General features: G+C 69.4%; 20 protein-coding genes and 1 pseudogene. 16 read left to right on the top strand and 5 right to left on the bottom strand.

Annotated features, from left to right (window positions below; all coding sequences use genetic code 11):
* Window positions 1–16 precede the first annotated feature (16 nt).
* A complete protein-coding gene (gene inhA, locus JDV09_RS12435; protein WP_221369437.1) occupies window positions 17–826 on the top strand; it encodes an NADH-dependent enoyl-ACP reductase InhA in 810 nt (269 codons plus the stop codon).
* Window positions 823–1,848, top strand: coding sequence for a ferrochelatase (locus tag JDV09_RS12430; RefSeq protein ID WP_221369436.1), 1,026 nt, complete (start codon window positions 823–825; stop codon window positions 1,846–1,848). The genes inhA and JDV09_RS12430 overlap by 4 nt, the downstream gene beginning before the upstream one ends.
* Before the next feature lie 4 nt (window positions 1,849–1,852).
* On the opposite strand, the gene JDV09_RS12425 is transcribed toward JDV09_RS12430, so the two are convergent.
* Complete coding sequence (locus JDV09_RS12425; RefSeq protein WP_221369435.1) at window positions 1,853–2,713, bottom strand: Rv1486c family protein; 861 nt, start codon at window positions 2,711–2,713, stop codon at window positions 1,853–1,855.
* A gap of 59 nt (window positions 2,714–2,772) precedes the next feature.
* Between JDV09_RS12425 and JDV09_RS12420 the strand changes: the two genes are divergently transcribed.
* On the top strand, window positions 2,773–3,204 hold the full coding sequence (locus JDV09_RS12420; protein ID WP_221369434.1) for an NfeD family protein: 432 nt from the start codon (window positions 2,773–2,775) through the stop codon (window positions 3,202–3,204).
* A 28-nt stretch (window positions 3,205–3,232) separates the two neighbouring features.
* Complete coding sequence (locus JDV09_RS12415) at window positions 3,233–4,450, top strand: SPFH domain-containing protein (RefSeq protein WP_221369433.1); 1,218 nt, start codon at window positions 3,233–3,235, stop codon at window positions 4,448–4,450.
* Here the strand turns inward: JDV09_RS12415 and JDV09_RS12410 are convergent.
* The gene (locus tag JDV09_RS12410) at window positions 4,348–5,157 is read right to left on the bottom strand and encodes a TVP38/TMEM64 family protein (protein ID WP_221369432.1); all 810 of its coding nucleotides are present in this window, start codon (window positions 5,155–5,157) and stop codon (window positions 4,348–4,350) included. The genes JDV09_RS12415 and JDV09_RS12410 overlap by 103 nt on opposite strands.
* 177 nt (window positions 5,158–5,334) lie before the next feature.
* On the opposite strand from JDV09_RS12410, the gene mutA reads away from it, so the two are divergent.
* From mutA to lipL, 4 genes are read left to right on the top strand one after another with little or no spacing between them, the layout of a single operon-like run.
* On the top strand, window positions 5,335–7,176 hold the full coding sequence (mutA, locus tag JDV09_RS12405) for a methylmalonyl-CoA mutase small subunit (RefSeq protein ID WP_221369431.1): 1,842 nt from the start codon (window positions 5,335–5,337) through the stop codon (window positions 7,174–7,176).
* Window positions 7,177–7,181: 5 nt separating this feature from the next.
* Window positions 7,182–9,530, top strand: a complete 2,349-nt coding sequence (gene scpA / locus JDV09_RS12400; protein ID WP_255605242.1) for a methylmalonyl-CoA mutase — start codon at window positions 7,182–7,184, stop codon at window positions 9,528–9,530.
* Window positions 9,531–10,544 (top strand): methylmalonyl Co-A mutase-associated GTPase MeaB, encoded by a 1,014-nt coding sequence (gene meaB, locus JDV09_RS12395; protein ID WP_221369430.1) that lies wholly within the window; start codon window positions 9,531–9,533, stop codon window positions 10,542–10,544.
* Window positions 10,545–10,598: 54 nt separating this feature from the next.
* Window positions 10,599–11,894: an esterase/beta-lactamase LipL gene (gene lipL, locus JDV09_RS12390; RefSeq protein ID WP_221369429.1), complete on the top strand. Its 1,296-nt coding sequence runs from the start codon at window positions 10,599–10,601 to the stop codon at window positions 11,892–11,894.
* A gap of 207 nt (window positions 11,895–12,101) precedes the next feature.
* On the opposite strand, the pseudogene JDV09_RS26785 reads toward lipL, so the two are convergent.
* Window positions 12,102–12,363, bottom strand: a pseudogene (locus JDV09_RS26785) (helix-turn-helix domain-containing protein); the annotation flags it as partial.
* A gap of 134 nt (window positions 12,364–12,497) precedes the next feature.
* Here JDV09_RS26785 and JDV09_RS12380 point away from each other — a divergent pair.
* Window positions 12,498–13,109, top strand: coding sequence for a hypothetical protein (locus JDV09_RS12380; RefSeq protein WP_221369427.1), 612 nt, complete (start codon window positions 12,498–12,500; stop codon window positions 13,107–13,109).
* A 261-nt stretch (window positions 13,110–13,370) separates the two neighbouring features.
* Entirely contained in the window at window positions 13,371–16,505 is a 3,135-nt protein-coding gene (ileS, locus tag JDV09_RS12375; protein WP_221369426.1) for an isoleucine--tRNA ligase, read from the top strand.
* An 82-nt stretch (window positions 16,506–16,587) separates the two neighbouring features.
* Here the strand turns inward: ileS and JDV09_RS12370 are convergent, their stop codons facing one another.
* Complete coding sequence (locus JDV09_RS12370) at window positions 16,588–16,794, bottom strand: RNA-binding S4 domain-containing protein (protein WP_221369425.1); 207 nt, start codon at window positions 16,792–16,794, stop codon at window positions 16,588–16,590.
* A 59-nt stretch (window positions 16,795–16,853) separates the two neighbouring features.
* On the opposite strand from JDV09_RS12370, the gene JDV09_RS12365 reads away from it, so the two are divergent.
* Complete coding sequence (locus tag JDV09_RS12365) at window positions 16,854–18,194, top strand: DNA polymerase IV (protein ID WP_372452906.1); 1,341 nt, start codon at window positions 16,854–16,856, stop codon at window positions 18,192–18,194.
* An 11-nt stretch (window positions 18,195–18,205) separates the two neighbouring features.
* Here the strand turns inward: JDV09_RS12365 and JDV09_RS12360 are convergent, their stop codons facing one another.
* Window positions 18,206–19,138 (bottom strand): asparaginase, encoded by a 933-nt coding sequence (locus tag JDV09_RS12360; protein ID WP_221369423.1) that lies wholly within the window; start codon window positions 19,136–19,138, stop codon window positions 18,206–18,208.
* A 42-nt stretch (window positions 19,139–19,180) separates the two neighbouring features.
* Between JDV09_RS12360 and lspA the strand changes: the two genes are divergently transcribed.
* From lspA to JDV09_RS12335, 5 genes are all read left to right on the top strand, one after another.
* Window positions 19,181–19,909, top strand: coding sequence for a signal peptidase II (gene lspA, locus JDV09_RS12355; protein ID WP_308124102.1), 729 nt, complete (start codon window positions 19,181–19,183; stop codon window positions 19,907–19,909).
* The gene (locus JDV09_RS12350; RefSeq protein ID WP_221369422.1) at window positions 19,906–20,835 is read left to right on the top strand and encodes an RluA family pseudouridine synthase; all 930 of its coding nucleotides are present in this window, start codon (window positions 19,906–19,908) and stop codon (window positions 20,833–20,835) included. Before lspA ends, JDV09_RS12350 begins: the two co-directional genes overlap by 4 nt.
* Window positions 20,832–21,722 (top strand): EamA family transporter RarD, encoded by an 891-nt coding sequence (rarD, locus tag JDV09_RS12345; RefSeq protein ID WP_221369421.1) that lies wholly within the window; start codon window positions 20,832–20,834, stop codon window positions 21,720–21,722. The genes JDV09_RS12350 and rarD overlap by 4 nt, the downstream gene beginning before the upstream one ends.
* A gap of 323 nt (window positions 21,723–22,045) precedes the next feature.
* On the top strand, window positions 22,046–25,600 hold the full coding sequence (gene dnaE, locus JDV09_RS12340) for a DNA polymerase III subunit alpha (protein ID WP_221369420.1): 3,555 nt from the start codon (window positions 22,046–22,048) through the stop codon (window positions 25,598–25,600).
* Entirely contained in the window at window positions 25,593–26,795 is a 1,203-nt protein-coding gene (locus JDV09_RS12335) for an MFS transporter (protein ID WP_221369419.1), read from the top strand. Before dnaE ends, JDV09_RS12335 begins: the two co-directional genes overlap by 8 nt.
* The last annotated feature ends 52 nt before the right edge of the window (window positions 26,796–26,847 follow it).

The raw sequence follows: 26,847 nt of genomic DNA, 5'->3' as shown, positions 1-26,847 counted from the left end.
GGAGCAAAGGACTGAAATGACAGGGTTTCTCGAAGGCAAGCGCATCCTCGTCACGGGGATCATCACCGACTCGTCGATCGCGTTCTACATCGCCAAGGTCGCCCAGGAGGCCGGCGCCGAGCTGGTGCTGACCGGGTTCGACCGGATGAAGCTGATCCGCCGGATCGCCGACCGGTTGCCCAACCCGGCGCCGCTGCTGGAGCTCGACGTGCAGAATACCGAGCATCTGGACACGCTGGCCGACCGGATCACCGCCGAGATCGGGGAGGGTAATAAGCTCGACGGTGTCGTGCACTCCATCGGCTTCATGCCGCAGACCGGCATGGGCATCAACCCCTTCTTCGATGCGCCCTACGAGGATGTCGCCAAAGGCATCCACATCTCGGCCTACTCGTACGCATCGCTGGCCAAGGCCGTACTGCCGGTGATGAATCCGGGCGGCGGCATCGTCGGCATGGACTTCGACCCGACACGCGCGATGCCCGCCTACAACTGGATGACGGTCGCCAAGAGCGCGCTGGAGTCGGTGAACCGATTCGTCGCGCGGGAAGCGGGCAAGGTCGGTGTCCGCTCCAACCTCGTTGCGGCGGGACCGATCCGGACGCTGGCGATGAGCGCCATCGTGGGTGGCGCGCTGGGTGAGGAGGCCGGAGCGCAGATGCAGCTGCTCGAGGAGGGCTGGGATCAGCGCGCCCCGCTGGGCTGGAACATGAAGGACCCGACCCCGGTCGCCAAGACGGTGTGTGCGCTGCTGTCCGACTGGCTGCCCGCGACCACCGGCACGATCATCTACGCAGACGGCGGCGCCAGCACCCAGCTGCTGTGACGCGCATCGACGCGCTGCTCCTGCTGTCGTTCGGCGGTCCCGAAGGGCCCGAGCAGGTCATGCCGTTCCTGCAGAACGTCACCCGCGGACGCGGCATCCCCGCCGAGCGGCTGGCATCGGTGGCCGAGCACTACCTGCACTTCGGCGGCGTGTCGCCGATCAACGGGATCAATCGCGACCTGATCATCGAGATCGAGGCCGAGTTGGCGCGCCGCGGCCAGGCCGTGCCGATCTACTTCGGCAACCGCAACTGGGAGCCCTACGTCGAGGAAACGGTTGTGCACATGCGGGACAACGGGATTCGGCGAGCCGCGGTGTTCACCACGTCGGCCTGGGGCGGCTACTCGGGATGCGCCCAGTATCAGGAGGACATCGCACGGGGACGGGCGGCAGCCGGGCCGGAGGCGCCCGAGTTGATCAAGCTCCGGCAGTACTTCGACCACCCCCTGCTGATCGCGATGTTCGCCGAGGCGATAGGCGACGCCGCGGCCACGCTGCCCGAGCACCTGCGCGAGCGGGCGCGGCTGGTGTTCACCGCGCACTCGATCCCGTTGCGTGCCGCCTCGCGTTGCGGTCCCGACCTCTACCAGCGTCAGGTCGGCTACACCTGCCGGCTGGTCGCCGCTGCCGCAGGCTACGCCGACTACGACCAGGTCTGGCAGTCGCGGTCCGGCCCGCCGCAGGTGCCCTGGCTGGAGCCCGACATCGGCGACCACCTGGATGCGTTGGCGCAGGGCGGGACCGAGGCCGTGATCGTCTGCCCGGTCGGTTTCGTCGCCGACCACATCGAGGTGGTGTGGGATCTGGACAACGAGCTGGCAGCGCAGGCGGCCGGGTACGGCATCGCGATGGCGCGAGCGTCGACACCCAACGCCCAGCCGCGGTTCGCCCGGCTGGTGCTCGATCTGCTCGACGAGGTCCGGCTGGGCCGGCCGGCCGCGCGGATCGTGGCGCAGGATCCGGTCCCCGGGTTCGGCTCCAGCATCAACGGCACACCGTGCACGCCGGCCTGCTCGGTCTGAATCCCTAACCGCGCCAGGCGGATTGTAGGATCGAATCCACGGCGGCAAGCCGGGCCGAACGCACCACGGCGGTCAGCGGGCGCAGCGCGTCGCTGGCCAGCTCGACCTCGGAGGAACTCTGCAGCCCGCTCGGGATCAATCCCGCGCTGACGGTGATGATCGCGTCGACGTGCGCCGCATTCTCCAGCACCCGCACCGCGCGGGTCGGAGCGTGATCGGGAAGCCGATGTGCCAGCGTGGAGTCCAGTACCTGCTCCACCAGCCTGCGCGGGTCGGCGATCTCGCCACCGGTGGCGCCGGCCCGCAGCGCACCGAGCGCATCGGCGGCCGAGCGGACGGCATCGCGCAACGCGTACTCCGCCTCGCCGAGGTCGAAATGTTCGGCGGTGGGCGCGGAGTCCAGCGAATACACCGTCCACGATAGCGAGCACAGCTGCGGATCGAAGGTCTCGGCGTGGCCGGACTCGGCATCGCCGTCCGGGTACTCGAAGTCGGGCACCAGGCCCACCATGGCGTCCGGCCGTCCGACGACTATCGCCTCACCTGCGGCGATCGCGTCCCTGCCGAACTGGGTGCCCGGCGGGAGGCCCCGGGTGTCGCCGGGGACCGGCAGCACCAGCGCCAGGATCGGGTGCGACCCGGCCGGACCCGCCGCGGTGCGCATCGTCTGCAGCAGCGCCACCGGGCCCGCGTCGTCGAGATCGGGCCACGGAAGCCCGGTGCGCCGGGCGGCCACCGAATCGTAGGCCGTCACCGAATGTCTTGCTGTCCACTGGGATAACGCGTCGAGAACGTCATCGGGCGCGGCGGCTCCGGCCAGCCAGGCGTTGGCCCACACCGACAGCGAAACACTGGGACTCCACATGATGGCAGCAGTGTAGTTGTTCGCAGCTCGTCCAGTCGGCTGCACGATAGGGTGATGGCATGCCCGTCTGGTTGATCTGGCTGATCGCGGCACTGGCGCTGGCCGGCGCGGAGGCGCTGACCGGCGACCTCTTCCTGCTGATGCTGGCGGGCGGTGCCCTGGCCGCGGTCGGCTCCAGCTTCGTGTTCGACAATCTGGTGGTCGACGGGGTGGTGTTCCTGCTGGCCTCGGTGCTGCTGCTGGTCGGTGTCCGTCCGGCGCTGCGCCGGCGGATGTTGTCCGGGAAGGGCATGCCGGAGCCGGCCAGGGCGCTGGAGGGCAAGAGCGCGCTGGTGCTCGACCGGGTCGCCCGCCATGAAGGGCAGGTGAAACTCGACGGCGAAGTATGGACGGCGAGGCCCTTCAACGAGAACGATGTCTACGAACCCGGCGATCAGGTGACCGTCGTGCATATCGATGGGGCCACCGCGGTCGTGTCCAAGATCGTCTAGCCCGAGTTCGCCGAGGAAGGAGCCCGTCATGGAGGGTGCAGTCGCAGGACTGGTGCTGCTGGCTGTCCTGGTGTTGTTCGCTGTGGTGGTGGTCGCCAAGTCGGTGGCCCTGATCCCACAGGCGGAGGCCGCCGTCATCGAGCGGCTGGGCCGCTACAGCAAGACGGTGTCGGGGCAGCTGACGCTGCTGCTGCCGTTCGTCGACAAGATCCGGGCGCGGGTGGACCTACGCGAGCGGGTGGTGTCGTTCCCGCCGCAGCCGGTGATCACCGAGGACAACCTGACGGTGAACATCGACACGGTGGTGTACTTCCAGGTCACCAACCCACAGGCGGCGGTCTACCAGATCAGCAACTACATCGTCGGCGTCGAGCAGTTGGCCACCACGACGCTGCGCAACGTGGTGGGCGGCATGACGCTGGAGCAGACCCTGACCTCGCGCGACTCGATCAACAATCAGCTCAGGGGGGTGCTCGACGAGGCGACCGGACGGTGGGGGCTGCGGGTGGCTCGCGTCGAGCTGCGCAGCATCGACCCGCCGCCGTCGATCCAGGACTCGATGGAGAAGCAGATGCGCGCGGACCGCGAGAAGCGCGCCATGATCCTGACCGCCGAGGGCAATCGCGAGGCCGCGATCAAACAGGCCGAGGGGCAGAAGCAGGCCCAGATCCTGGCCGCGGAGGGCGCAAAGCAGGCCGCCATCCTGGCCGCCGAGGCCGACCGGCAGTCCCGGATGCTGCGGGCGCAGGGTGAGCGCGCCGCGGCCTACCTGCAGGCGCAGGGGCAGGCCAAGGCGATCGAGAAGACCTTCGCCGCGATCAAGGCCGGCCGCCCGACGCCGGAGCTGCTGGCCTACCAGTATCTGCAGACCCTGCCGCAGATGGCCCAGGGCGAGGCCAACAAGGTGTGGTTGGTGCCCAGCGACTTCGGCGCGGCGCTGCAGGGCTTCACCAAAATGCTCGGTGCGCCCGGCGAAGACGGCGTGTTCCGCTACACCCCGTCACCGGTCGAGCAGGATCTGGCCCGGCCCGAGGACGACTCCGACGAGGTCGCCGACTGGTTCTCCACCGAGACCGACCCGGCGATCGCGCAGGCGGTGGCCAAGGCCGAAGCCGAGGCGCGCACACCCGTCGCAGGCCCGGGTTACCTGTCGTCGTCGACGCCCGCAGCGCCGACGGCACAACTCGGTGCTCCGCCGGTACCGCCGCCCCCGCCCGAGCGAAGCGGCGGCGCGCACTCGATCTGATCGGCGTGGTGTCGCGTGTCGCGGCGGTGGCTGCGGATCTCGTAGATCAACCCGGCGATTCCGAGGCTGGCGGTGCCCAGTGACACCACGAACAGCAGCGGGCTGACGTTGCCGGTCAGCGCGTCGCCGAGGATCACGACCGCCGAGGTACCCGGGAGCAGGCCGACGACGGTGGCCAGCGTGTAGGGCAGGATCCGCACCGCCGAGGCGCCCGCCGCATAGTTGAGCACCGAGAACGGCACCGCGGGGATGAGCCGGGTGGCCAGCACCGCCGCCCAGCCCCGGGCGCGGAGCCGGGCGTCGATCGCCTCGATGCGCGGGTGGTGCATCCAGCGGCTGAGCTGCCACCCTGCCGCACGTACCAGCACCACCGCGATCAGTGCACTCACCGTGCTGGCCGCCACCGCGATCGGGATGCCCAGATAGGGGCCGAACAGCAGACCCGCCGCGAGCGTGAACGCGGTCCGGGGGAACGGGAACACCGTGATCACGACGTGCGCCGCGAAGAAGACCAGCGGGAACCACGCCCCGGCCGAGGTGGCCCAGTCCCGCAGTTGCACCGCGGTGGGAAGCGGTACGAACACCGCGATTGCGACGAGGATCACAATCGCGGTGGTCACCGCCGCCAGCCGGGTCGGCGGAACCGACCTGAGGGTGGTCGTCACCGCCGCCCGAACGGTGCGCAGCGAGCTGACGACGGCTTTCACGCCTCACAACAGTACGGGGCGTGGCCGTGGCCCCCGGTGGCGTGGTCAAACATCACGGTGACTACGACGCATCGGCGTGACGACCACCGCGCACTGGCGCGACGGCGATCATTTAGCCTCATGTCTTGGGTGGTCTAGTCACACTTGGTCAGACAAGGCGATAACCAGGAGTCGCGAGTGTCCTCGAGCGTCATTGAATCCGATCGCGAGCGCTGGCGCTCCGCAGTGGCCGGCGTGCTGGCGAAGAGCAGCCGGCGCGACCCCGCGGATCTGCCCGCCGAGCCCGAACGGTTGCTCGACACCCCCACCTACGAAGGCTTCGCGGTGCGTCCCCTCTACACCGCGCTGGATGCCCGGCCCGAGCTTCCGCTGCCCGGTCGGTTTCCGTTCACCCGCGGCGGTGACGCCACCCGCGACGTGCTGTCGGGCTGGAAGGTCGTGGAAAGCTTCCCGGCGGGTACGGACCTCCATGAACGGGACAACGCCGCGGTCCTCGGCGCGCTGTCCGACGGAGTGAGTGGGCTGCGGCTCGTCGTCGGGGCCGCGGGGGTCGACGTGTCCGGACTCCGGGCGCTACTCGAGGGCGTCTACCTCGACCTCGTGCCGATCGTGCTGGCGGCCGGCGCCGACTACCGCGCCGCGGCCGATACCGTGCTGTCGCTGTTGGCCGGGCTGGATGCCGATCAACGGGCCTGGCTGTCGATCGACTTCGGCGCCGACCCACTGATCTCCGGGTTGGACGCGGCGACGTCCTCGCCGCCGCTCGACGAGGTCATCGGGCTCGCGACCGAACTCACCGGGTTCGGCGGCGGGGTGCGGGCCATCACCGTGGACGGTCCGCTCCTCAACGGGCAGGGTGCCAACGCCTCCTGGGAGCTGGCCGGGGCGATCGCCGCGGGGGTGGAGTACCTGCGTGTGCTGACCGCCGCCGGCCTGGACGTCGCCGATGCGCTGCGCCAGATCAGCTTCCGGTTCGCCGCCGATGACGACCAGTTCATGTCGATCGCCAAATTCCGTGCGGCCCGCCAACTCTGGGCTCGGGTCGCCGAGGTCGCCGGGGCTCCGGAGGCCGGTGCGGCCACCGTCCATGCGACGACTGCCTGGCCGATGATGACCCAGCGTGACCCGTGGGTGAACATGCTGCGTTGCACGCTGGCGGCTTTCGGTGCCGGGGTCGGCGGAGCCGACACCGTCGAGGTGGTTCCGTTCGACGCCGCGATCCCCAACGGTGCGGCCGGCATGGCGGCCGGTTTCTCCCGCCGGATCGCCCGCAACACCCAGCTGTTGCTGCTGGAGGAATCGCATCTGGGACGGGTCCTCGACCCGGGAGCGGGCTCCTGGTTCATCGAGGATCTCACCGCCGAGCTGGCGCAGGGTGCGTGGAGGAACTTCCAGGCCATCGAGTCGCGCGGCGGGTTCTCGGCGGCCACCGGATTCCTCACCGCGGAGATCGCGGCGGTGGCCTCGGCTCGGGACGCCGACATCAGACACCGCCGCACGGCCGTCACCGGGATCAACGAGTTTCCGAATCTGTCCGAACCGCCGCTGGCACAGACGGACACCCGACCGGACGTGAAGTTCTACGCGGCGGCCTTCGAGGAGCTGCGCAACCGCTCGGACGCCTATCTGGCGGCCCACGGCGCCCGGCCCGCGGTGCTGCTGCTGCCGCTGGGCCCGTTGGCCGAGCACAACATTCGTGCGACGTTCGCCGCCAACCTGCTGGCCTCCGGTGGCATCGAGGCGGTCAACCCCGGCTCGCTTGATGTCGCCGGGGTGGCCGCCGCGGTCGCCGCCGCCGGCGGGCCGAAGATCGCGGTGATCTGCGGCACCGACACCCGCTACGGCGCGGAAGCCTCCGACGTCGTCGCGGCCGCCTACGACGCCGGGGTCGAACAGGTCTACCTGGCCGGACCCGACAAGTCCGTGGCAGCGGCCGCCACCAAACCGGACGGCTATCTGACCGCCAAGATCGACGCGGTCGATGCGCTGTCGACCCTGCTCACCCGATTGGGGGCGTGATCCATATGACTACATCTGATGTCGCCGCCGGTGCGGCTCCGGCATCCAATGTCGCCGCCGGTGTGGCTCCGACCGGCACCCCGGCCGGGATCGCCAGCTTCGCCGAGGTGCCCCTGCAGGGCGGGCCCGCGCCCGATGCACCGACGGCCGAAGCCGTCGCCGATCTCACCGCCGCCGCAGCCGCGGCCCACGGCTACACCGCCGAGCAGCTGGACTGGGTCACCCCGGAGGGCATCGAGGTCAAGCCGGTGTACACCGCCGCCGACCGTGACGAGGCGGTGGCGCAGGGCTATCCGCTGGACAGCTTCCCCGGGGAGCCGCCGTTCATCCGCGGGCCGTACCCGACGATGTACGTCAACCAGCCGTGGACCATCCGCCAGTACGCCGGGTTCTCCACGGCCGCCGAGTCCAACGCCTTCTACCGCCGCAACCTGGCGGCGGGACAGAAGGGCCTGTCGGTGGCGTTCGACCTGGCCACCCACCGCGGCTACGACTCCGACCACCCGCGGGTCGCCGGTGACGTCGGGATGGCGGGCGTGGCCATCGACTCGATCCTGGACATGCGCCAGCTCTTCGACGGGATCGACCTGTCCGCGGTGAGCGTGTCGATGACGATGAACGGTGCGGTGCTGCCGATCCTCGCGCTGTACGTGGTGGCCGCCGAGGAACAGGGCGTGCCGCCGGAGAAACTGGCCGGGACCATCCAGAACGACATCCTCAAGGAGTTCATGGTCCGCAACACCTACATCTACCCGCCGAAGCCGTCGATGCGGATCATCTCCGACATCTTCGGCTACACCAGCGCCAAGATGCCGAAGTTCAACAGCATCTCCATCTCGGGCTATCACATCCAGGAAGCCGGCGCGACGGCGGATCTCGAGCTGGGTTACACGCTGGCCGACGGCGTCGAGTACCTCAAGGCAGGGCAGGACGCCGGCCTGGACATCGACAAGTTCGCCCCCCGGCTGTCGTTCTTCTGGGGTATCGGGATGAACTTCTTCATGGAGGTCGCGAAGCTGCGCGCGGGCCGGCTGCTGTGGAGCGAGCTGGTCGCCGAGTTCGGCGCCGAGAACCCGAAATCGCTGTCGTTGCGTACCCATTCGCAGACCTCGGGCTGGTCGTTGACTGCGCAGGATCCGTTCAACAACGTGGCCCGAACCTGTATCGAGGCGATGGCGGCCACCCAGGGGCACACCCAGTCGCTGCACACCAATGCACTCGACGAGGCGCTGGCGCTGCCCACCGACTTCTCCGCCCGCATCGCCCGCAACACCCAGCTGCTGCTGCAACAGGAGTCCGGCACCACCCGGCCCATCGACCCATGGGGTGGCTCCTACTACGTCGAGCGGCTGACCCACGAGCTGGCCGGGAAGGCCCGCGCCCACATCCGCGAGATCGCCGAGCACGGCGGGATGGCCCAGGCGATCAGCGAGGGCATCCCGAAGCTGCGCATCGAGGAGGCGGCCGCGCGCACCCAGGCCCGGATCGACTCGGGTGCGCAGACCGTGATCGGCATCAACAAGTACCAGGTTGCCGCCAACGGCAGCGATCACGAGATCGAGGTCCTCAAGGTCGAGAACAGCCGGGTACGCGCCGAACAGATCGCGAAGCTGGCCAGCCTGCGTGCCGAGCGCGACGAGGACGCGACCCAAGCGGCACTTGCCGAATTGACCAGGGCCGCAGGCGTTCACGAGGCGGCGGGGGTGGGGGCACCTCCCGCTCGCGGGGGAGACGGTCTGGGCAACAACCTGATGGCGCTGGCGATCAACGCTGCGCGCGCGAAGGCCACCGTCGGCGAGATCTCCGATGCGCTGGAGAAGGTGTACGGCCGCCATCAGGCCGAGATCCGCACCATCGCCGGGGTGTACCGCGATGAGGTCGGGAAGGCCGGAAATGTGAGTACCGCGACCGAACTGGTCGAGAAGTTCGCCGAGGCCGACGGCAGGCGTCCGCGCATCCTGGTGGCCAAGATGGGCCAGGACGGGCACGACCGCGGCCAGAAGGTGATCGCGACCGCGTTCGCCGACATCGGCTTCGACGTCGACGTCGGCTCGCTGTTCTCCACGCCCGAGGAGGTGGCCCGCCAGGCCGCGGACAACGACGTGCACGTGATCGGCGTGTCCTCGCTGGCGGCCGGGCACCTGACGCTGGTGCCTGCGTTGCGCGACGCCCTCGCCGAGGTGGGCCGGCCCGACATCATGATCGTCGTCGGTGGGGTGATCCCGCCCGGGGACTTCGACGAGCTCTACGCCGCCGGGGCGACGGCGATCTTCCCGCCCGGCACCGTGATCGCCGACGCCGCGATCGGTCTGCTCGAGAAGTTGGCCGAACGCCTCGGCTACCAGCTGAGCTAGATGTCGCAGACGGTCGGTGAGCTGGCGGCCGCGGTCCGCGCCGGTGACCGTTCGGCGCTGGCCCGGGCGATCACGCTGGTCGAGTCGACCCGGGCTGATCACCGGCAGAAGGCGCAGGAGCTGCTGCTCGAGCTCTCTCCCGCAAGCGGGCGGTACCCCCAGCCGGAGGCGGCGGCGCGGGTCGGGATCACCGGTGTTCCCGGCGTCGGGAAGTCGACCACCATCGAGGCGCTCGGCATGTACCTGATCGAGCACGGCCACCGGGTGGCGGTGCTGGCGGTGGACCCGTCGTCGACCCGTACCGGTGGCTCGATACTCGGCGACAAGACCCGGATGGCCAGGCTTGCCGTGCACCCCGACGCCTACGTCCGGCCCTCGCCGACCTCGGGCACGCTGGGCGGGGTCGCGAAGGCCACCCGCGAGACCATCGTGTTGCTGGAGGCCGCCGGATACGACGTCATCCTCGTCGAGACCGTCGGCGTCGGGCAGTCCGAGGTCACGGTCGCCAACATGGTCGACACCTTCGTGTTCCTGACGCTGGCGCGCACCGGCGATCAGCTGCAGGGGATCAAGAAGGGCGTGCTGGAGCTGGCCGACATCGTCGTGGTGAACAAGGCCGACGGTGAGCACGCGGTGGAGGCCAAGGCGGCCGCCCGCGAGCTGGCCGGTGCCATCCGGCTCATCTATCCGCGCGAAACACTTTGGCGGCCACCGGTTCTGACGATGAGCGCGTTGCAGGGCACCGGCCTGTCGGAACTGTGGGACACCGTGCTTCAGCATCGCGATGTGCTGACCGAGGCGGGGGAGTTCGACGCTCGCCGACGCGCCCAGCAAGTGGAATGGACCTGGGCGATGGTCCGCGACGCCGTGCTCGACCGGGTGATGTCCAGTCCCGGCGTCCGCGAGATCCGGGCCGGTGTCGAGCAGCAGGTGCGCGACGGCGAACTGACGCCGGCGCTTGCTGCTCAACAGATCCTCGCGGCCGTCGACTGGTCCACGGTGCCGAACGGTTAACAAATCGGTAACACCTGCTTTCTTTGCTGCCCCGCGGAGTAAATTCAATGCATTGTGACGGGCGTCAACAACCCGGAGCGCAGCGCAGCGCTCCCATCCGGCACCGGTGGCGGGGCGCTGCCCCGCGGGGTTCACGGTGCGGCCGACGAGAACTTCTCCTGCGCGGTCCGCGCGTTCTCCCAGATGTTCCCGTGGCGACGCCTCGGCGGCGGCGCATTGTCGGTCTACCTCAACGGTGAGCCGGTCGTCGACATCTGGACCGGTTGGTCGGACCGCAAGGGCAAACGACGCTGGACCGCCGACACCGGCGCCATGGTGTTCTCCGCCACCAAAGGGGTGGCCGCGACCGTCATCCACCGGCTCGCCGACCGGGGGCTGATCGACTACGACGCACCCGTCGCCGAGTACTGGCGCGAGTTCGGCGCCAACGGCAAGGCATCGATCACCGTGCGCGACGCGCTGCGCCACCGCGCCGGCCTCTCGCAGCTCAACGGGGTGTCCAAGGCCGATCTGATGGATCACCTGGGCATGGAGGAGAGGCTCGCCGCCGCACCGATCAGCTGGCTGCACGGCCGGCCGGCCTATCACGCGTTCACCTTCGGCTGGTTGTTGTCCGGTCTGGCCCGGTCGGTTACCGGCGTGGGGATGCGCGAGTTGATGCGCACCGAGATCGCCGAGCCGCTGAACACCGACGGGCTGCACCTGGGCCGCCCCCCGGTGCATGCACCCACCCACAGCGCGCAGATCATCGGACCGCAGACCCGACTGCAGAATCCGGTGTTCAACCTGATGGCGCCGCACCTCGCCGGCTTGCCGTTCTCGGCGGCGTTCGGCGCGATGTACTTTCCCGGGGTCAAGGCCATGGTCCAGGGCGACATCCCGCTGCTGGACGGGGAGATCCCGGCCGCCAACGGGGTCGCGACGGCCCGTGGCCTGGCCCGGATGTACGGCGCGATCGCCAACGGCGGCCGCATCGACGGAACCCAGTTCCTGTCTGCCGAAACCGCGGCCGCGTTGGTCGGGCGCCCGAGCCTGAGGCCGGACCACGGCGTGGTCATGCCGCTGTCGTTCCACCTGGGCTACCACGGCCTGCCGATCCCCGGCGTGCTGCCCGGTTTCGGCCACGTCGGCCTCGGCGGGTCACTGGGGTGGGCCGACCCCGAGACCGGCCTGGCCTTCGGCTATGTGCACAACCGCTTGCTCACGCCGCTGGTGGTCGCCGACCAGGCCGGGTTCGTCGCGACCGCGGCACTGATCCGCCGTGGCGCGGCGCTGGCCCGCCGCAACGGCTACCGCCCGGTGCGCGAGCACGGCGCACAGTTCGGCGACCGTACCCGCGCGGCGGTCTGATCGTCCGCACTGCGGACGGGTGCCCGCTCAGCTGTTCGCGCGGGTGAACCATGTCGTCTTGCTGCGCCGGGAGTACGCAGAGGTCAGCGCGAAGCCGGCGCCGCAGGCGCAGGCGAAGAACCACACCAGCGTGCTGCCCTCGGGCGATCGGCGTGGCCACGGTCGTGTCGCCGACGGTCGAAGCCCGGGCGGATCCGGCGGACTCCCCGGCTGCCTGGACGTAGTGCCAGACCTCCTGGCGGCTCATCAACCCGAACCGGATCTGCAGGTCGGGGTAGCTCAGCCCGAACCGGTCGGCGACGCGGCGAAGCGCCTCGGCGTTCGGGTAGTCGTGCTCCTCGATGCGCCGGTAATAGGTGCTGCTGGAAATGCCGAGGGCGTCGAACAGGTCCTTGGCGTCGATCTCACCGTCGAGTAGGTAGTCGAGCAGCGTCTTGAGCTGTCTGCCGTTTTCATCCGTCGGTGGCACATCAACACCATAGCCACGTTCCGGTACGCGGCGAGCCCTCCGGGCAAACAGCTAACATAGTCGTAATTGACACTGCCGTCACAGTCTTGGGACTGTTCTCCCAGTCTTGGGACAACCGCGCTACGGTTAGCTGCATGGTCGCTCCATACACGGCTGACGAGGCCAGAAACTGGTTTGTCGTCGCTGCACCGGTATCGCTGGACGTGTTCGATCACGGCCCCTCGGAGGGCGAAGGCGTTCTCTTCGGGAATTTCAGCAGCCCGTTGTCGAGCGAATTGAATGACGAGATCGACGGCGCCGCGGAATGGCTCGGCGTGACGCCCGAGGAGATTGTGCTGGCCGCGTTGGGCCGGACGTTCGGCCGCGCCCGTGGAGACGGTGTGGTGGCCGTCGACGTCACCGGTGGCCATCGGTGGCAGTGTCACCCGGTCTCGCTGATCTGCGCGGCCGGCCTGCCGATGGGGCCCACCGAGATGCTGCAGGGTGCACACAATGCGCTGGGGTCGGCCGCCGGCCAGCCGTCGGCGAAATCGGAGATCCTGCTCAGCATCGACGCCGCCGACGCCGCCGCGGCACCCGCCACCGGGCACGCACTGCAGGTGCGGGTGAGGCGGATCGGCGGATCGCTGCACAGCGACTGGATCTACGACACGGCCCGGCTGGACCGCTACTCGGTGGAGGAGATGGCCGAGCAGTTCGGCCCGGCGCTGATCGGGATCACGTCGGACGCCGCCACCCCGCTGTGATTCTCGGATGAGGTCACCGGCCCGCTAGACTATCGGGCATCGGCACGGATCCGGCCATCACCGGGGAGCCTTCGGAAGAACAGTCGCGGGGCGGGCGTTGCCCGGCACCGCGGCCCAGTAGAGCCGGACGGGTGGGCCCGTCATCGCCCTGAGAGCGGCGCACCGGTACCGGGTGCGCAAGCGGGGTGGTACCGCGGCGCTCGCGCACCTGCGCGGCGTTCGTCCCCGTGCCTGAACGACCTGAGGCACCGGGAGACACTCGTGACCGCATATCCGAAGCCGGCCGCCGGCGCACCCGATTTCCCGGCGCTGGAAATCGATGTGCTGGACTACTGGGAGCGCGACGACACCTTTCGCGCGAGCGTCGCGCAGCGCGACGGCGCACCGGAATACGTGTTCTACGACGGACCGCCGTTCGCGAACGGGCTACCGCACTACGGGCACCTGCTGACCGGCTACGTCAAGGACATCGTGCCCCGCTACCGCACGATGCGTGGGTACAAGGTGGAGCGGCGGTTCGGCTGGGACACCCACGGACTGCCCGCCGAGCTCGAGGTGCAGCGTCAGCTCGGCATCACCGACAAGGCCCAGATCGAAGAGATGGGCATCGAGAAGTTCAACGACGCCTGCCGCGCGTCGGTGCTCAAGTACACCGACGAGTGGCGCACTTACGTCACCCGCCAGGCCCGCTGGGTGGACTTCGACAACGACTACAAGACCCTCGACATCGGCTTCATGGAGTCGGTGATCTGGGCGTTCAAGCAGCTGTGGGACAAGGGTCTGGCCTACGAGGGCAACCGGGTGTTGCCGTACTGCTGGAACGACGAGACCCCGCTGTCGAGCCACGAACTGCGGATGGACGACGACGTCTACCAGAACCGGCAGGACCCGGCGCTCACAGTCGGCTTCCGGGTCGATGGTGGGCCGCGCCCAGAGCTCGTCGGCGCCTACCTGCTGATCTGGACGACCACCCCGTGGACACTGCCGTCCAACCAGGCGGTCGCGGTGAGCCCCGAGGTCACCTATGTGACGGTCGAGGCCGACGGTCGCCGTCTCGTGCTGGCCGAAGCACGGCTCGGCGCCTACGCGCGCGAGCTCGGCGAGGAGCCGACAGTGCTGGGCACCTACTCGGGTGCCGACCTGCTCGGCGTGCACTACGTTCCACCGTTCCCGTATTTCATGGACTCGGCCAACGCGTTTCAGGTGCTGCCCGGCGAGTTCGTCAGCACCGAGGACGGCACCGGCCTGGTGCACATGGCGCCGGCCTACGGCGAGGACGACATGCTCACCGCGCAGGCCGCCGGCATCGCCGCGGTCACCCCGGTCGACTCCAAGGGCCGCTTCGACGCCACCGTGGCCGACTATCAGGGCCAGCACGTGTTCGACGCCAACCCGCAGATCATCCGGGACCTCAAGAACGGGGCGGGCGTCGCGGCGGCCAACGGTGCACTGCTGCTGCGCCACGACAGCTACGAGCACACCTATCCGCACTGCTGGCGCTGCCGCAACCCGCTGATCTACCGGGCGGTGTCGTCGTGGTTCATCAAGGTCACCGAGTTCCGCGACCGGATGGTCGAGCTCAACCAGCAGATCACCTGGTACCCCGAGCACGTCAAGGACGGCCAGTTCGGCAAGTGGCTGGCCGGCGCCCGGGACTGGTCGATCTCACGAAACCGCTACTGGGGCACGCCGATTCCGGTGTGGAAGTCCGACGACCCGGCCTTCCCGCGGATCGATGTGTACGGCAGCCTCGACGAGCTGGAGCGGGATTTCGGTGTCCGGCCGGACAACCTGCACCGGCCCTACATCGACGAGTTGACCCGGCCCAATCCCGACGACCCGACCGGCAAGGCCACCATGCGGCGCATCGAGGACGTGCTCGACGTGTGGTTCGACTCCGGGTCGATGCCCTACGGGCAGGTGCACTACCCGTTCGAGAACGCCGAATGGTTCGCAGGGGCACCGGGGGTCGAAGCACATTTCCCGGGCGACTTCATCGTCGAATACATCGGGCAGACCCGTGGGTGGTTCTACACGCTGCACATCCTCGCGACGGCGCTGTTCGACCGCCCGGCGTTTCGAACCTGCGTATCGCACGGCATCGTGCTGGGTAACGACGGCCAGAAGATGAGCAAGTCACTGCGCAACTACCCCGACGTCACCGAGGTGTTCGACCGAGACGGCTCCGACGCGATGCGCTGGTTCCTGATGGCATCCCCGATCCTGCGCGGCGGCAACCTCATCGTCACCGAACAGGGGATCCGCGAGGGCGCCCGCCAGGTGCTGCTGCCGCTGTGGAACGCCTACAGCTTTCTCGCGCTCTACGCCCCGCAGAAGGGGGGGTGGCGCACCGATTCGTCCAATGTGCTGGACCGCTACATCCTGGCCAAGCTGGCCGCGCTGCGCGACGACCTGACCACCGCAATGGACGAATGCGACATCTCGCGCGCCTGTGACCAGCTGCGCCAGTTCACCGAGGCGCTGACGAACTGGTATGTGCGGCGGTCACGTTCGCGGTTCTGGGAAGAGGACCCCGACGCGATCGACACGCTGCACACGGTGCTCGAGGTGACCAGCAGGCTGGCCGCCCCGCTGTTGCCGTTGATCACCGAGGTGATCTGGCGTGGGCTGACCGGACAGCGGTCGGTGCACCTGACCGACTGGCCGGAAGCCGGGTCACTGCCGGCCGACCCGCAGTTGGTCGCCGACATGGACCTGGTGCGCGACGTGGCCTCGGCGGCGTCCTCGCTGCGGAAGGCCAAGAAGCTGCGTGTGCGGCTACCGCTGCCGAAACTCACTGTGGCTGTTGATGATCCGCAGCGTCTTGCGCCGTATCGCGAGCTGATCGCCGACGAGCTCAACGTCAAGGCGGTGGAGCTCACCGACGACATCGCCGCGCACGGCCGCTTCGAGCTGGCCGTCAACGCGCGAGCCGCCGGACCGCGTATCGGCAAGGATGTGCAGGCCGCGATCAAGGCGGTCAAGGCGGGCCAGGGCGTGCTCAGAAGCGACGGCACTCTGGAGGCTGGGCCCGCGGTCCTTCTCCCCGAGGAGTTCACCTCCAAGTTGGTGGCGGCCGATCCGGAGTTCACCGCGGCGCTGCCCGACGGCGCAGGACTGGTCGTGCTGGACGGAACGGTCACACCCGAGCTGGAGGCCGAGGGCTGGGCCAAGGACCGCATCCGGGAGCTTCAGGAACTCCGTAAGTCGACGGGTCTGGATGTGTCGGACCGGATTTCGGTTGTCATGTCGGTGCCGGCGCCGCACGAGTTGTGGGCCCGCACCCATCGGGATCTGATCGCCGGCGAGATCCTGGCGACCAGCTTCGAGTTCGGTGAGCCCTCCGACGCGGAGATGATCGGCGACGGCGTACGGGTGGCGATCGCCAAGGCCTGATCGGCGGGTCGTCGAGATTGCTCCTGCGGTCTTGCTGGTGCCGGCGGCAACGACCCCGGGCGCAATATCGGGTGATCGGCGGCTAGGCCACCCGGGCGGCGTGCCCGGCGAACGTCACGATGTCCCCGGACCGCAGCTGACGGCCGCGGCGCAGCTCGACGTCGCCGTTGACGGTGACCTGTCCGTCGGCGATCACCAACTTGGCGTCCGACCCGGTGTCGAGCAGACCGGACAATTTCAGGAACTGGCCGAGCCGGATCGACTCGTCGCGGATCGGCACGTCGTTCATGCCCGCCACGCTAGCCGCCTACGATTCGCCATGTGGGTCGCTGGGTCCTGCATCTGGACATGGACGCGTTCTTCGCGTCCGTGGAGCAGTTGACCCGGCCCACGCTTCGCGGGCGTCCGGTTTTGGTCGGCGGCCTCGGGGGGCGCGGGGTGGTGGCCGGCGCCAGCTACGAGGCACGGGTGTTCGGCGCCCGCTCGGCGATGCCGATGCATCAGGCCCGGCGCCTGGTCGGCGCGCCCGCGGTGGTGCTGCCCCCGCGCGGTGTGGTCTACGGGCTGGCCAGCCGGCGGGTGTTCGAGACGGTGCGAGCCCGGGTGCCGGTGCTCGAGCAACTGTCGTTCGACGAGGCATTCGGTGAGCCCACCGAGCTGGTCGGGGCGTCGGCGGCCCAGGTCGGCGAGTTCTGCGAGCAGTTGCGGGCCGAGGTGGCCGACGTGACCGGGCTGGTCGCGTCGGTCGGGGCCGGTTCGGGGAAGCAGATCGCCAAGATCGCCTCGGGGCTGGCCAAGCCCGACGGTGTCACGGTGGTGGCCCGTGACCAGGAGGCTGCGCTGCTGCACGGTCTTCCGGTGCGCAAGCTGTGGGGGATCGGCCCGGTGGCCGAGGAGAAGCTGCACCGTCTGGGCATCGAGACGATCGGTGGCTTCGCCGCGCTGTCGGACACCGAGGTCGCCAACATCCTCGGTGCCACGGTGGGGCCCGCGCTGCACCGGTTGGCGCGCGGCATCGACGATCGGCCGGTCGCCGAGAACGCGCCGGCCAAACAGATCAGCGCGGAATCGACGTTTCCGGAGGACTTGACCACGCTGGACCGGCTTCGCGAGGCGGCCGGGCCGATCGGGGAACATGCCCATCGCCGGCTGCTCAAGGACGGCCGCGGGGCCCGCACCGTGACGGTCAAGCTGCGCAAGTCCGATATGAGCATCCTGACCAGGTCGGCCACCTTGCCGTACGCGACCACCGACGCGGCGACGCTGATCGCGATGGCGCGCCGGCTGCTGCTCGACCCCGTCGACATCGGACCGATTCGCCTTGTCGGGGTGGGCTTCTCGGGCCTGTCGGAGGTGCAGCAGGAGTCGCTGTTCCCCGATCTGGAGCTGGCGGCCACCGAGGAACCGGCCCATGTCGGGACAACCCGCCCGACCGCGTCCGAGGGGGTGACCGACGCCCCGGTGTGGCGGGTCGGCGACGACGTCCGCCACACCGAGCACGGGCACGGCTGGATTCAGGGCGCCGGGCACGGGGTGATGACCGTGCGGTTCGAGACCCGCGGCAGCGGCCCGGGTTTCGCACGCACCTTCGCCGCCGACGATGCCGCCGTGACCTCGGCCAACCCGGTCGACAGCCTGGACTGGCCGGAGTTCGTCGAGGAGACGGCGCGCTACCAGGGCACCGCGTAGTCGGCGCGGCCTCAGCCCCAGCGCTCGAACACATCCCCCGGTGCCGTCCCGGCGGCCAGCGCGGCCATCAGCAGGACCCGCGCCTGGGGCGGCCGCAGCCGGGGCGCCACCACGGCGCCCGCGTCGACGAGATCACGGCCCGGTCCGTACCCGGGATTGACCCGGCCCTCGGGAACGCGCGTCGACACCACGACGGTGATCCCGTCGGAGCAGTGCCGGCGCACCGCCTCGATCACGGCATACCCGGCGTTGCCGGAGCCGAGGGCCTCCAGCACTATGCCGCGGGCACCGACGGCCACGCAGGCATCCATCGCGACGCCGTCGGCGCCGGGGTAGGCCGCGACGATGTCGACGCGCGGTGCCCCGCCGGCAACCAGCGGGCCGAGGTACGGGCGGGGCTTGAGGCGGCGCTGGTGGGCGAACCGGTTCTGCGTGACCGTGCCGATCGGGCGCCCGGCGAAGCCCTGCGGCCCCGCGGTGGCGGTCTTGTACAGGCCGGCCGCCTCGAACACGGTGCCCGCAAAGCTGACCACCACCCCCAGGCCGCGGGCGCTCGGGTCGGCTGCCACCGTGAGCGCGTCGCGAAGATTGGCGGGTCCGTCGGCGTCGGGTGCATCGGAGCTGAGCTGGGCGCCGGTGAGTACCACCGGCACCGGGCCGTCGTGGGTCAGCTCCAGCCACAGCGCGGTCTCTTCCATGGTGTCTGTGCCGTGGGTGATGACGATCCCGTCGGGCGGGTCGGCGCACGCGCTGCGAACGGTGTCGGCGATACGGTCCCAGTCCCGTGCTGTCAGCTGGGAGCTGTCGACCGCCATCGCGTCGATGACCTCGACGTCCAGCCCCGCCGTGAGGTCGGCGCCGGACCGGGTGGGGCGCTTCACTCCGTCCGCGTCCGCGCTGGTCGAGATCGTCCCACCGGTGGCGATGACGAGGAGGCGACCCATGGGCGCAATTCTTCCGCACCGGCGCCCTGCGATGATGGTGGCGTGACCGATGAATCGTCGAGCCCGGTTGAGCCTGCGACCGGCGACGTGCCCGCGCAGGAGCCGCCGCCCCGCCGGTTGCGCCTGCTGCTGGCCGTTGCGGGGGTGGTGCTCCTCCTGGACATCGTCACCAAGGTGGCCGCCGTAGCGCTGCTCACGCCGGGCCAGCCGGTGTCGATCATCGGGGACACCGTGACGTGGACGCTGGTGCGCAACTCGGGGGCGGCGTTCTCGATGGCGACCGGCTACACGTGGGTGCTGACGCTGATCGCGACCGGTGTGGTGATCGGCATCATCTGGATGGGTCGCCGGTTGGTGTCGCCGTGGTGGGCGATCGGGCTCGGGATGATCCTCGGTGGCGCGATGGGCAACCTGATCGACCGGTTCTTCCGGTCTCCGGGACCGCTGCGCGGCCACGTCGTGGACTTCCTGTCGATCGGGTGGTGGCCGGTCTTCAACGTGGCCGACCCCTCGGTGGTCGGCGGGGCGATCCTGCTGGTGGTGTTGTCGCTGTTCGGCTTCGACTTCGACACCGTCGGGAGGCGGACGCCGGACGACGGCGAGGACGGTGGTCGGGCGGCCGGGACAGGCGAGCCGGGCGGCGGCGAGGACGATGGTCGGGCGGCCGGGATGGGTCGGCCGGAGGACGGCGAGACCGGGCCGGGCGGCGGGCCCGCGAATGGCGAGGCGGTCGGCAGTTCGGACCCGGACCGACGGTCCGGCGAGGAATGACGACCCGGTCGATGCCGGTCCCCGAGGGGCTGGCGGGAATGCGGGTGGACGCCGGGCTGGCGCGGCTGCTCGGCTTGTCCCGCACCGTGGTGGCCGCACTGGCCGAGGACGGCGAGGTCGAACTCGACGGCGTGCGGGTGGCCAAGTCCGACAAGCTGACCGCGGGGGCCTGGCTGGAGGTACGCCTGCCCGATGCGCCGGCCCCGGTGGAGAACACGCCGGTGGACATCGAAGGCATGACGATCCTGTACTCCGACGAGGACATCGTCGCCGTCGACAAGCCACCCGGCGTGGCCGCCCACGCGACCGTGGGCTGGCACGGTCCCACGGTGTTGGGGGGTCTGGCAGCGGCGGGGTTCCGGATCAGCACGTCGGGGATCCACGAACGTCAGGGCATCGTGCACCGACTCGATGTGGGCACCTCCGGGGTGATGGTGGTGGCGCTGTCCGAGCGCGCGTACACCGCCCTCAAGCGCGCCTTCAAGCAGCGCACCGTCGAGAAGCGCTACCACGCGCTGGTACAGGGCCACCCCGATCCATCCAGCGGCACCATCGACGCGCCGATCGGGCGGCACCGGGGTCACGACTGGAAGTTCGCGGTGGTCGAGGGCGGCAGGCACAGCGTCACGCATTACGACACGCTGGAAGCCCACCAGGCGGCCAGCCTGCTCGAGATCGAGCTCGAGACCGGGCGAACCCACCAGATCAGGGTGCATTTCGCCGCGTTGCACCACCCCTGCTGCGGCGACCTCACCTATGGCGCCGACCCGACGCTGGCCAAGAAGCTGGGGCTGGAGCGGCAGTGGCTGCACGCCAGCTCGCTGGTGTTCGCCCATCCGGCCGACGGTAGGCGCATGGAGATCGCCAGCGAGTACCCGGCCGACCTGCAACACGCCCTCGACGTCCTGCGCAGCCACCGGCTGTGAGGCAGGGGCTGCTCTTCGGGGTCGGCGCCTATGGCATGTGGGGGCTGTTCCCGGCGTTCTTCCCGCTGCTGAAGCCGGCGAGTGCGGTCGAGGTGCTCGCCCACCGGGTCATCTGGAGCTTCGTCCTGATGGTGGTCGTGGTGGCCGCGGTGCGCCGGCTCGGCGACCTTCGCGCGATCGACCGGCGAACCTGGTTGCTGCTGACCGCGGCCGCCGCACTCATCTCGGTCAACTGGGTGATCTACGTCTACGCGGTCAACAACGGTCACGTCGTGGATGCCGCACTGGGCTATTTCATCAACCCGCTGGTGTCGATCGCGCTCGGGCTGCTGGTCTTTCGGGAGCGGCTCAACCGGTGGCAGGTGTGCGCGCTGGTCGTCGCCGTCGTCGCGGTCGTGGTCCTGACGGTGAACGTCGGGTCGCCTCCGGTGATCGGTCTCGGCCTGGCGTTGTCGTTCGGGCTCTACGGTGCGGTGAAGAAGACGGTACCGACCGATCCGCGGGTCAGTGTGGGCGTCGAAGCGGGGCTGGCGGCCCCGTTCGCCATCGCCTACGTCATCGTCGTTCAGCTCGACGGGCAGGGCACGTTCACCGGTCACGGTGGCGGGCACGTGGTGCTGATGGTCCTGGCCGGAGTGCTCACGGCGATGCCGCTGCTGCTGTTCGCCGCCGCTGCGCAGCGGTTGGCGCTGGTGACGCTGGGGTTGCTGTTCTACATGACACCGGCGATGCAGATGAGTTGGGGAGTGCTGGTCGGGCACGAGCCGATGCCGCCCGCTCGGTGGCTGGGCTTCGCATTGATCTGGACCGCGCTGGCGTTGTTCACCGTCGACGCGGTGCGACGCGCGCGGGCCGACCGCGCCCCGTCCGGATCCTTGCCGCGGTGAAGTTTGCGACTTCGCCGAGCTCCCGAAGGGGGCAATGCCATCATGTTTGCTCATGGACCGGGGGAGTGGGCCGGTGCGCGTTGTCCGGGGGCGGCCGACCCCGCGGCCACCCGCGGCGGATCACCGCCGCATGGCTCACATGCCGGTTTCGTCCGTGCCGGAACCGATTTCACTGGGGTTGCCGGGCAATTGACACACAGTGGCAAGACGGGATTGCTGAAACAGCGCGTCGCGTCGTCGCTCGGCGCGGGACCCGAAGAACCGGAGACACGCACCGCGACACGCCGTGCGCTGTCGGTGGGCGGCCATAGACTGGCGTCCCTATGAGTGGTCCGAATCCGCCCTCGTTCGTGCACCTGCACAACCACACCGAGTACTCGATGCTGGACGGTGCCGCCAAGGTCAAACCGATGCTGGCCGAGGCCCAGCGGCTGGACATGCCCGCGATCGGGATGACCGACCACGGGAACATGTTCGGTGCGAGCGAGTTCTACAACGCCGCCACCGACGCCGGGATCAAGCCGATCATCGGCGTCGAGGCCTACATCGCCCCGGCGTCGCGGTTCGACACCAAGCGCGTGCTCTGGGGCGACCCGAGCCAGAAGTCCGACGACGTGTCCGGCAGCGGCTCGTACACCCACATGACGATGGTGGCCGAGAACGCCACCGGGCTGCGGAACCTGTTCAAGCTGTCCTCGCTGGCATCGTTCGAGGGCCAGTTGGGCAAGTGGTCGCGGATGGATGCCGAGCTGATCGCCGAGCACGCGGACGGCATCATCGCCACCACAGGCTGCCCCTCGGGCGAGGTGCAGACCCGGCTCCGGCTCGGGCACGACCGGGAGGCGCTCGAGGCCGCGGCGAAGTGGCGGGAGATCTTCGGGCCCGACAACTTCTTCCTCGAGCTGATGGACCACGGGCTGTCCATCGAGCGCCGGGTGCGCGACGGCCTGATCGAGGTCGGCCGCAAGCTCGGGATTCCGCCGCTGGCCACCAACGACTGCCACTACGTCACCCGCGACGCCGCGCAGAACCACGAGGCGCTGCTGTGCGTGCAGACCGGCAAGACGCTCTCGGATCCGAACCGCTTCAAGTTCGACGGCGACGGCTACTACCTGAAGCCGGCGACCGAGATGCGGGCGCTGTGGGACGACCAGGTGCCCGGCGCATGCGACTCGACGCTGCTGATCGCCGAGCGGGTGCAGTCCTACGCAGAGGTGTGGGATCCCCGCGACCGGATGCCGATCTTCCCGGTACCCGACGGGCACGACCAGGCGTCGTGGCTGCAGCACGAGGTCATGGCGGGGCTGCGTCGGCGCTTCCCGTCCGGTGTCGGCCGGAACTACATCGAGCGGGCCGACTACGAGATCAAGGTCATCTGCGACAAGGGCTTCCCGTCGTACTTCCTGATCGTGGCCGACCTGATCAACTACGCCCGTTCGGTGGACATCCGGGTGGGACCGGGCCGCGGGTCGGCGGCCGGATCGCTGGTCGCCTACGCGCTGGGCATCACCAACATCGATCCGATCCCGCATGGGCTGCTGTTCGAGCGCTTCCTCAACCCCGAACGGCCGTCGGCCCCCGACATCGACATCGACTTCGACGACCGCCGCCGCGGCGAGATGCTGCGCTACGCCGCGAACAAGTGGGGCAGTGACCGGGTGGCCCAGGTCATCACGTTCGGCACCATCAAGACGAAGGCCGCGCTGAAGGATTCGGCGCGGGTGCACTACGGCCAGCCCGGCTTCGCGATCGCCGACCGGATCACCAAGGCGCTGCCCCCGCCCATCATGGCCAAGGACATCCCGCTGTCGGGTATCACCGATCCGAACCACGAGCGGTTCAAGGAGGCCGCGGAGGTCCGCGGCCTGATCGACACCGACCCCGACGTGCGGACCATCTACGAGACCGCACGCGGCCTGGAAGGGCTGGTGCGCAACGCCGGCGTGCACGCATGCGCGGTCATCATGAGCTCGGAGCCGCTGATCGAGTCGATCCCGCTGTGGCGGCGCCCGCAGGACGGTGCGGTGATCACCGGGTGGGACTATCCGTCCTGCGAGGCCATCGGTCTACTCAAGATGGACTTCCTCGGCCTGCGCAACCTGACGATCATCGGCGACTGTATCGAGAACATCAAGGCCAACCGCGGCATCGACCTGGACCTCGAGTCGTTGACCCTGGACGATCCGAAGGCCTACGAACTTCTCGGCCGCGGCGACACTCTCGGCGTGTTCCAGCTCGACGGCGGCCCGATGCGGGATCTGTTGCGGCGCATGCAGCCCACCGAGTTCAACGACATCGTCGCGGTGCTGGCGCTGTACCGGCCCGGGCCGATGGGCATGAACGCCCACAACGACTACGCCGACCGCAAGAACGCCCGCCAGCCGATCAAGCCGATCCACCCCGAGCTGGAGGAACCGCTCCGGGAGATCCTGTCCGAGACCTACGGCCTGATCGTCTACCAAGAGCAGATCATGTTCATCGCGCAGAAGGTGGCGTCCTACACGATGGGCAAAGCCGATGCGCTGCGAAAGGCCATGGGCAAGAAGAAGCTCGAGGTGCTGGAGGCGGAGTACAAGGGCTTCTACGAGGGGATGACCGCCAACGGGTTCTCCGAGGGTGCGGTCAAGGCGTTGTGGGACACCATCCTTCCCTTTGCGGGCTATGCGTTCAACAAGTCCCACGCCGCCGGCTACGGGCTGGTGTCGTACTGGACCGCCTACCTGAAGGCGAACTATCCGGCCGAATACATGGCCGGGCTGCTCACCTCGGTCGGCGACGACAAGGACAAGGCCGCGGTGTACCTGGCGGACTGCCGCAGGCTGGGGATCACCGTGCTGCCGCCCGACGTGAACGAGTCGGTGCAGAACTTCGCGTCGGTGGGCGACGACATCCGGTTCGGACTCGGCGCGGTCCGCAACGTCGGCACCAATGTGGTTGCCTCCCTGGTCAACACCCGCACCGAGAAGGGCAAGTTTACCGACTTCTCCGACTACCTGAACAAGATCGACATCGCCGCGTGCAACAAGAAGGTGACGGAGTCGTTGGTGAAGGCCGGAGCGTTCGACTCGCTCGGGCATCCGCGCAAGGGCCTGTTTCTGGTGCACACCGATGCCGTCGACTCCGTGCTCGGCACCAAGAAGGCCGAGGCGATGGGGCAGTTCGACCTCTTCGGCGGGGCGGACGGGTCGGGGACCGACACCGGGGACTCCGTGTTCACCATCAAGGTGCCCGGCGAGGAGTGGGAGGACAAGCACAAGCTGGCGCTGGAGCGTGAGATGCTCGGCCTCTACGTCTCCGGTCATCCGCTCAACGGCGTGGCCCATCTGCTGACCGCGCAGGTCGACACCCAGATCCCGGCGATCCTGGACGGGGACATCGCCAACGACACCCAGGTGCGGGTAGGAGGCATCCTGGCCTCGGTCAACCGCCGGGTCAACAAGAACGGGCTGCCGTGGGCGTCGGCGCAGATCGAAGACCTCACCGGCGGCATCGAGGTGCTGTTCTTCCCGCAGACGTATTCGATGTTCGGCGCCGAGATCGCCGACGACGCCGTCGTCCTGGTGGGCGCCAAGGTGGCGATCCGCGACGACCGCATCTCGCTGATCGCCAACGAACTGGTGGTCCCGGACTTCTCCAGCGCGCAGGTCAACCGTCCGGTGGCGGTGAGCCTGCCGACCCGGCAGTGCACCGTCGACAAGGTCAGTGCGCTCAAACAGGTGCTGGCCCGCCATCCCGGCACCGCCCAGGTGCACTTGCGGTTGATCAGCGGTGAGCGCATCACCACGCTGGAACTCGATCAGTCCCTACGGGTGACCCCGTCGTCGGCGTTGATGGGTGACCTGAAGGAACTGCTGGGACCCGGCTGCCTCGGTGGCTGACCGCCGGCCGCCCGTCGGCCTGAGCGCCTGGCGGTTCGTCACGACGTTCGGCGTCATCAGCCTTCTCGCCGACGTCGTCTACGAAGGCGCCCGGTCGATCACCGGGCCCCTGCTCGCGTCGCTGGGCGCATCGGCGGTGGTGGTCGGCGCGGTGACCGGCGTCGGTGAGGCCGCCGCGCTGCTGTTGCGGGTGGTCTCGGGTCCGCTGGCCGATCGCACCGGCCGGTTCTGGGCCTGGACCATCACCGGCTACGCGCTGACCGTGTTCACCGTGCCGTTCCTCGGGATCGTCGGCGTGCTGTGGGCCGCCGCGACGCTGGTGATCGCCGAGCGCGTCGGCAAGGCGGTGCGCAGCCCCGCCAAGGACACGCTGCTGTCCCATGCGACCGCGGTGACCGGACGCGGCCGCGGTTTCGCCGTGCACGAGGCGATGGACCAGGTCGGTGCGATCGCCGGGCCGCTGGCGGTGGCGGGGATGCTGGTCGTCTTCCACGACGACTACGGCCCCACGTTGGCGATGCTGGTGCTGCCGGGGGTCGGCGTGCTGGTCCTGCTCGGTTGGCTGCGGGCGCGGGTCCCCGAGCCGGCCCGCTACGAGGTCACCGCCGCCGAGCCCACCAAGACGGTTGTCGCGCAGCCCATGCTCCGCTCGCTGCCGCGGACGTTCTGGGTGTACTCGGTTTTCTCGGCGGCGACGATGACGGGGTTCACCACATTCGGTGTGCTGTCCTTCCATCAGGTGGAGCGCGGGATCGTAGCCGTGGCGTTGGTGCCGGTCATCTATGCCGCGGCGATGGCCGCCGACGCGGTTGCTGCGCTGATCACCGGGTGGGCGTACGACCGGGTCGGGGCCCGGGTGCTGGGTGCGTTGCCGGTGCTGGCGGGGCTGGTGCCGGTGCTCGCGTTCGGCAACCATCTCGGCCCGGTGCTGGCCGGTGCGCTGGTTTGGGGGGCGGCGGTCGGCATCCAGGAATCCACGCTGCGTGCGGTCGTCGCCGACCTCGTCGAGCCGGCGCGGCGCGCCACCGCCTACGGCGTCTACGCGGCGGTGATAGGCGTCGCCGCTGCCGCCGGTGGGGCCCTCACCGGCCTGCTGTACTCGAGGTCGGTGGCGCTGGTGATCGTCGTGGTCGTGGCGATTCAGGCGGCGGCGCTGGCGGTGCTGCCGTGGGTGTTGCGTCAGACCGGGCGCTGAGTGCCGGCCCCGGGGTTCCGGGTCAGATGCTGATGACCGTCGCGCGCTCGGC

This window comes from Mycolicibacterium xanthum (assembly GCF_019710635.1).
In the GTDB taxonomy this organism is placed as follows: domain Bacteria; phylum Actinomycetota; class Actinomycetes; order Mycobacteriales; family Mycobacteriaceae; genus Mycobacterium; species Mycobacterium xanthum.
The sequence above is the reverse complement of the archived record's forward strand: the minus strand, read 5'-3'. Positions and strand labels throughout refer to the sequence as shown.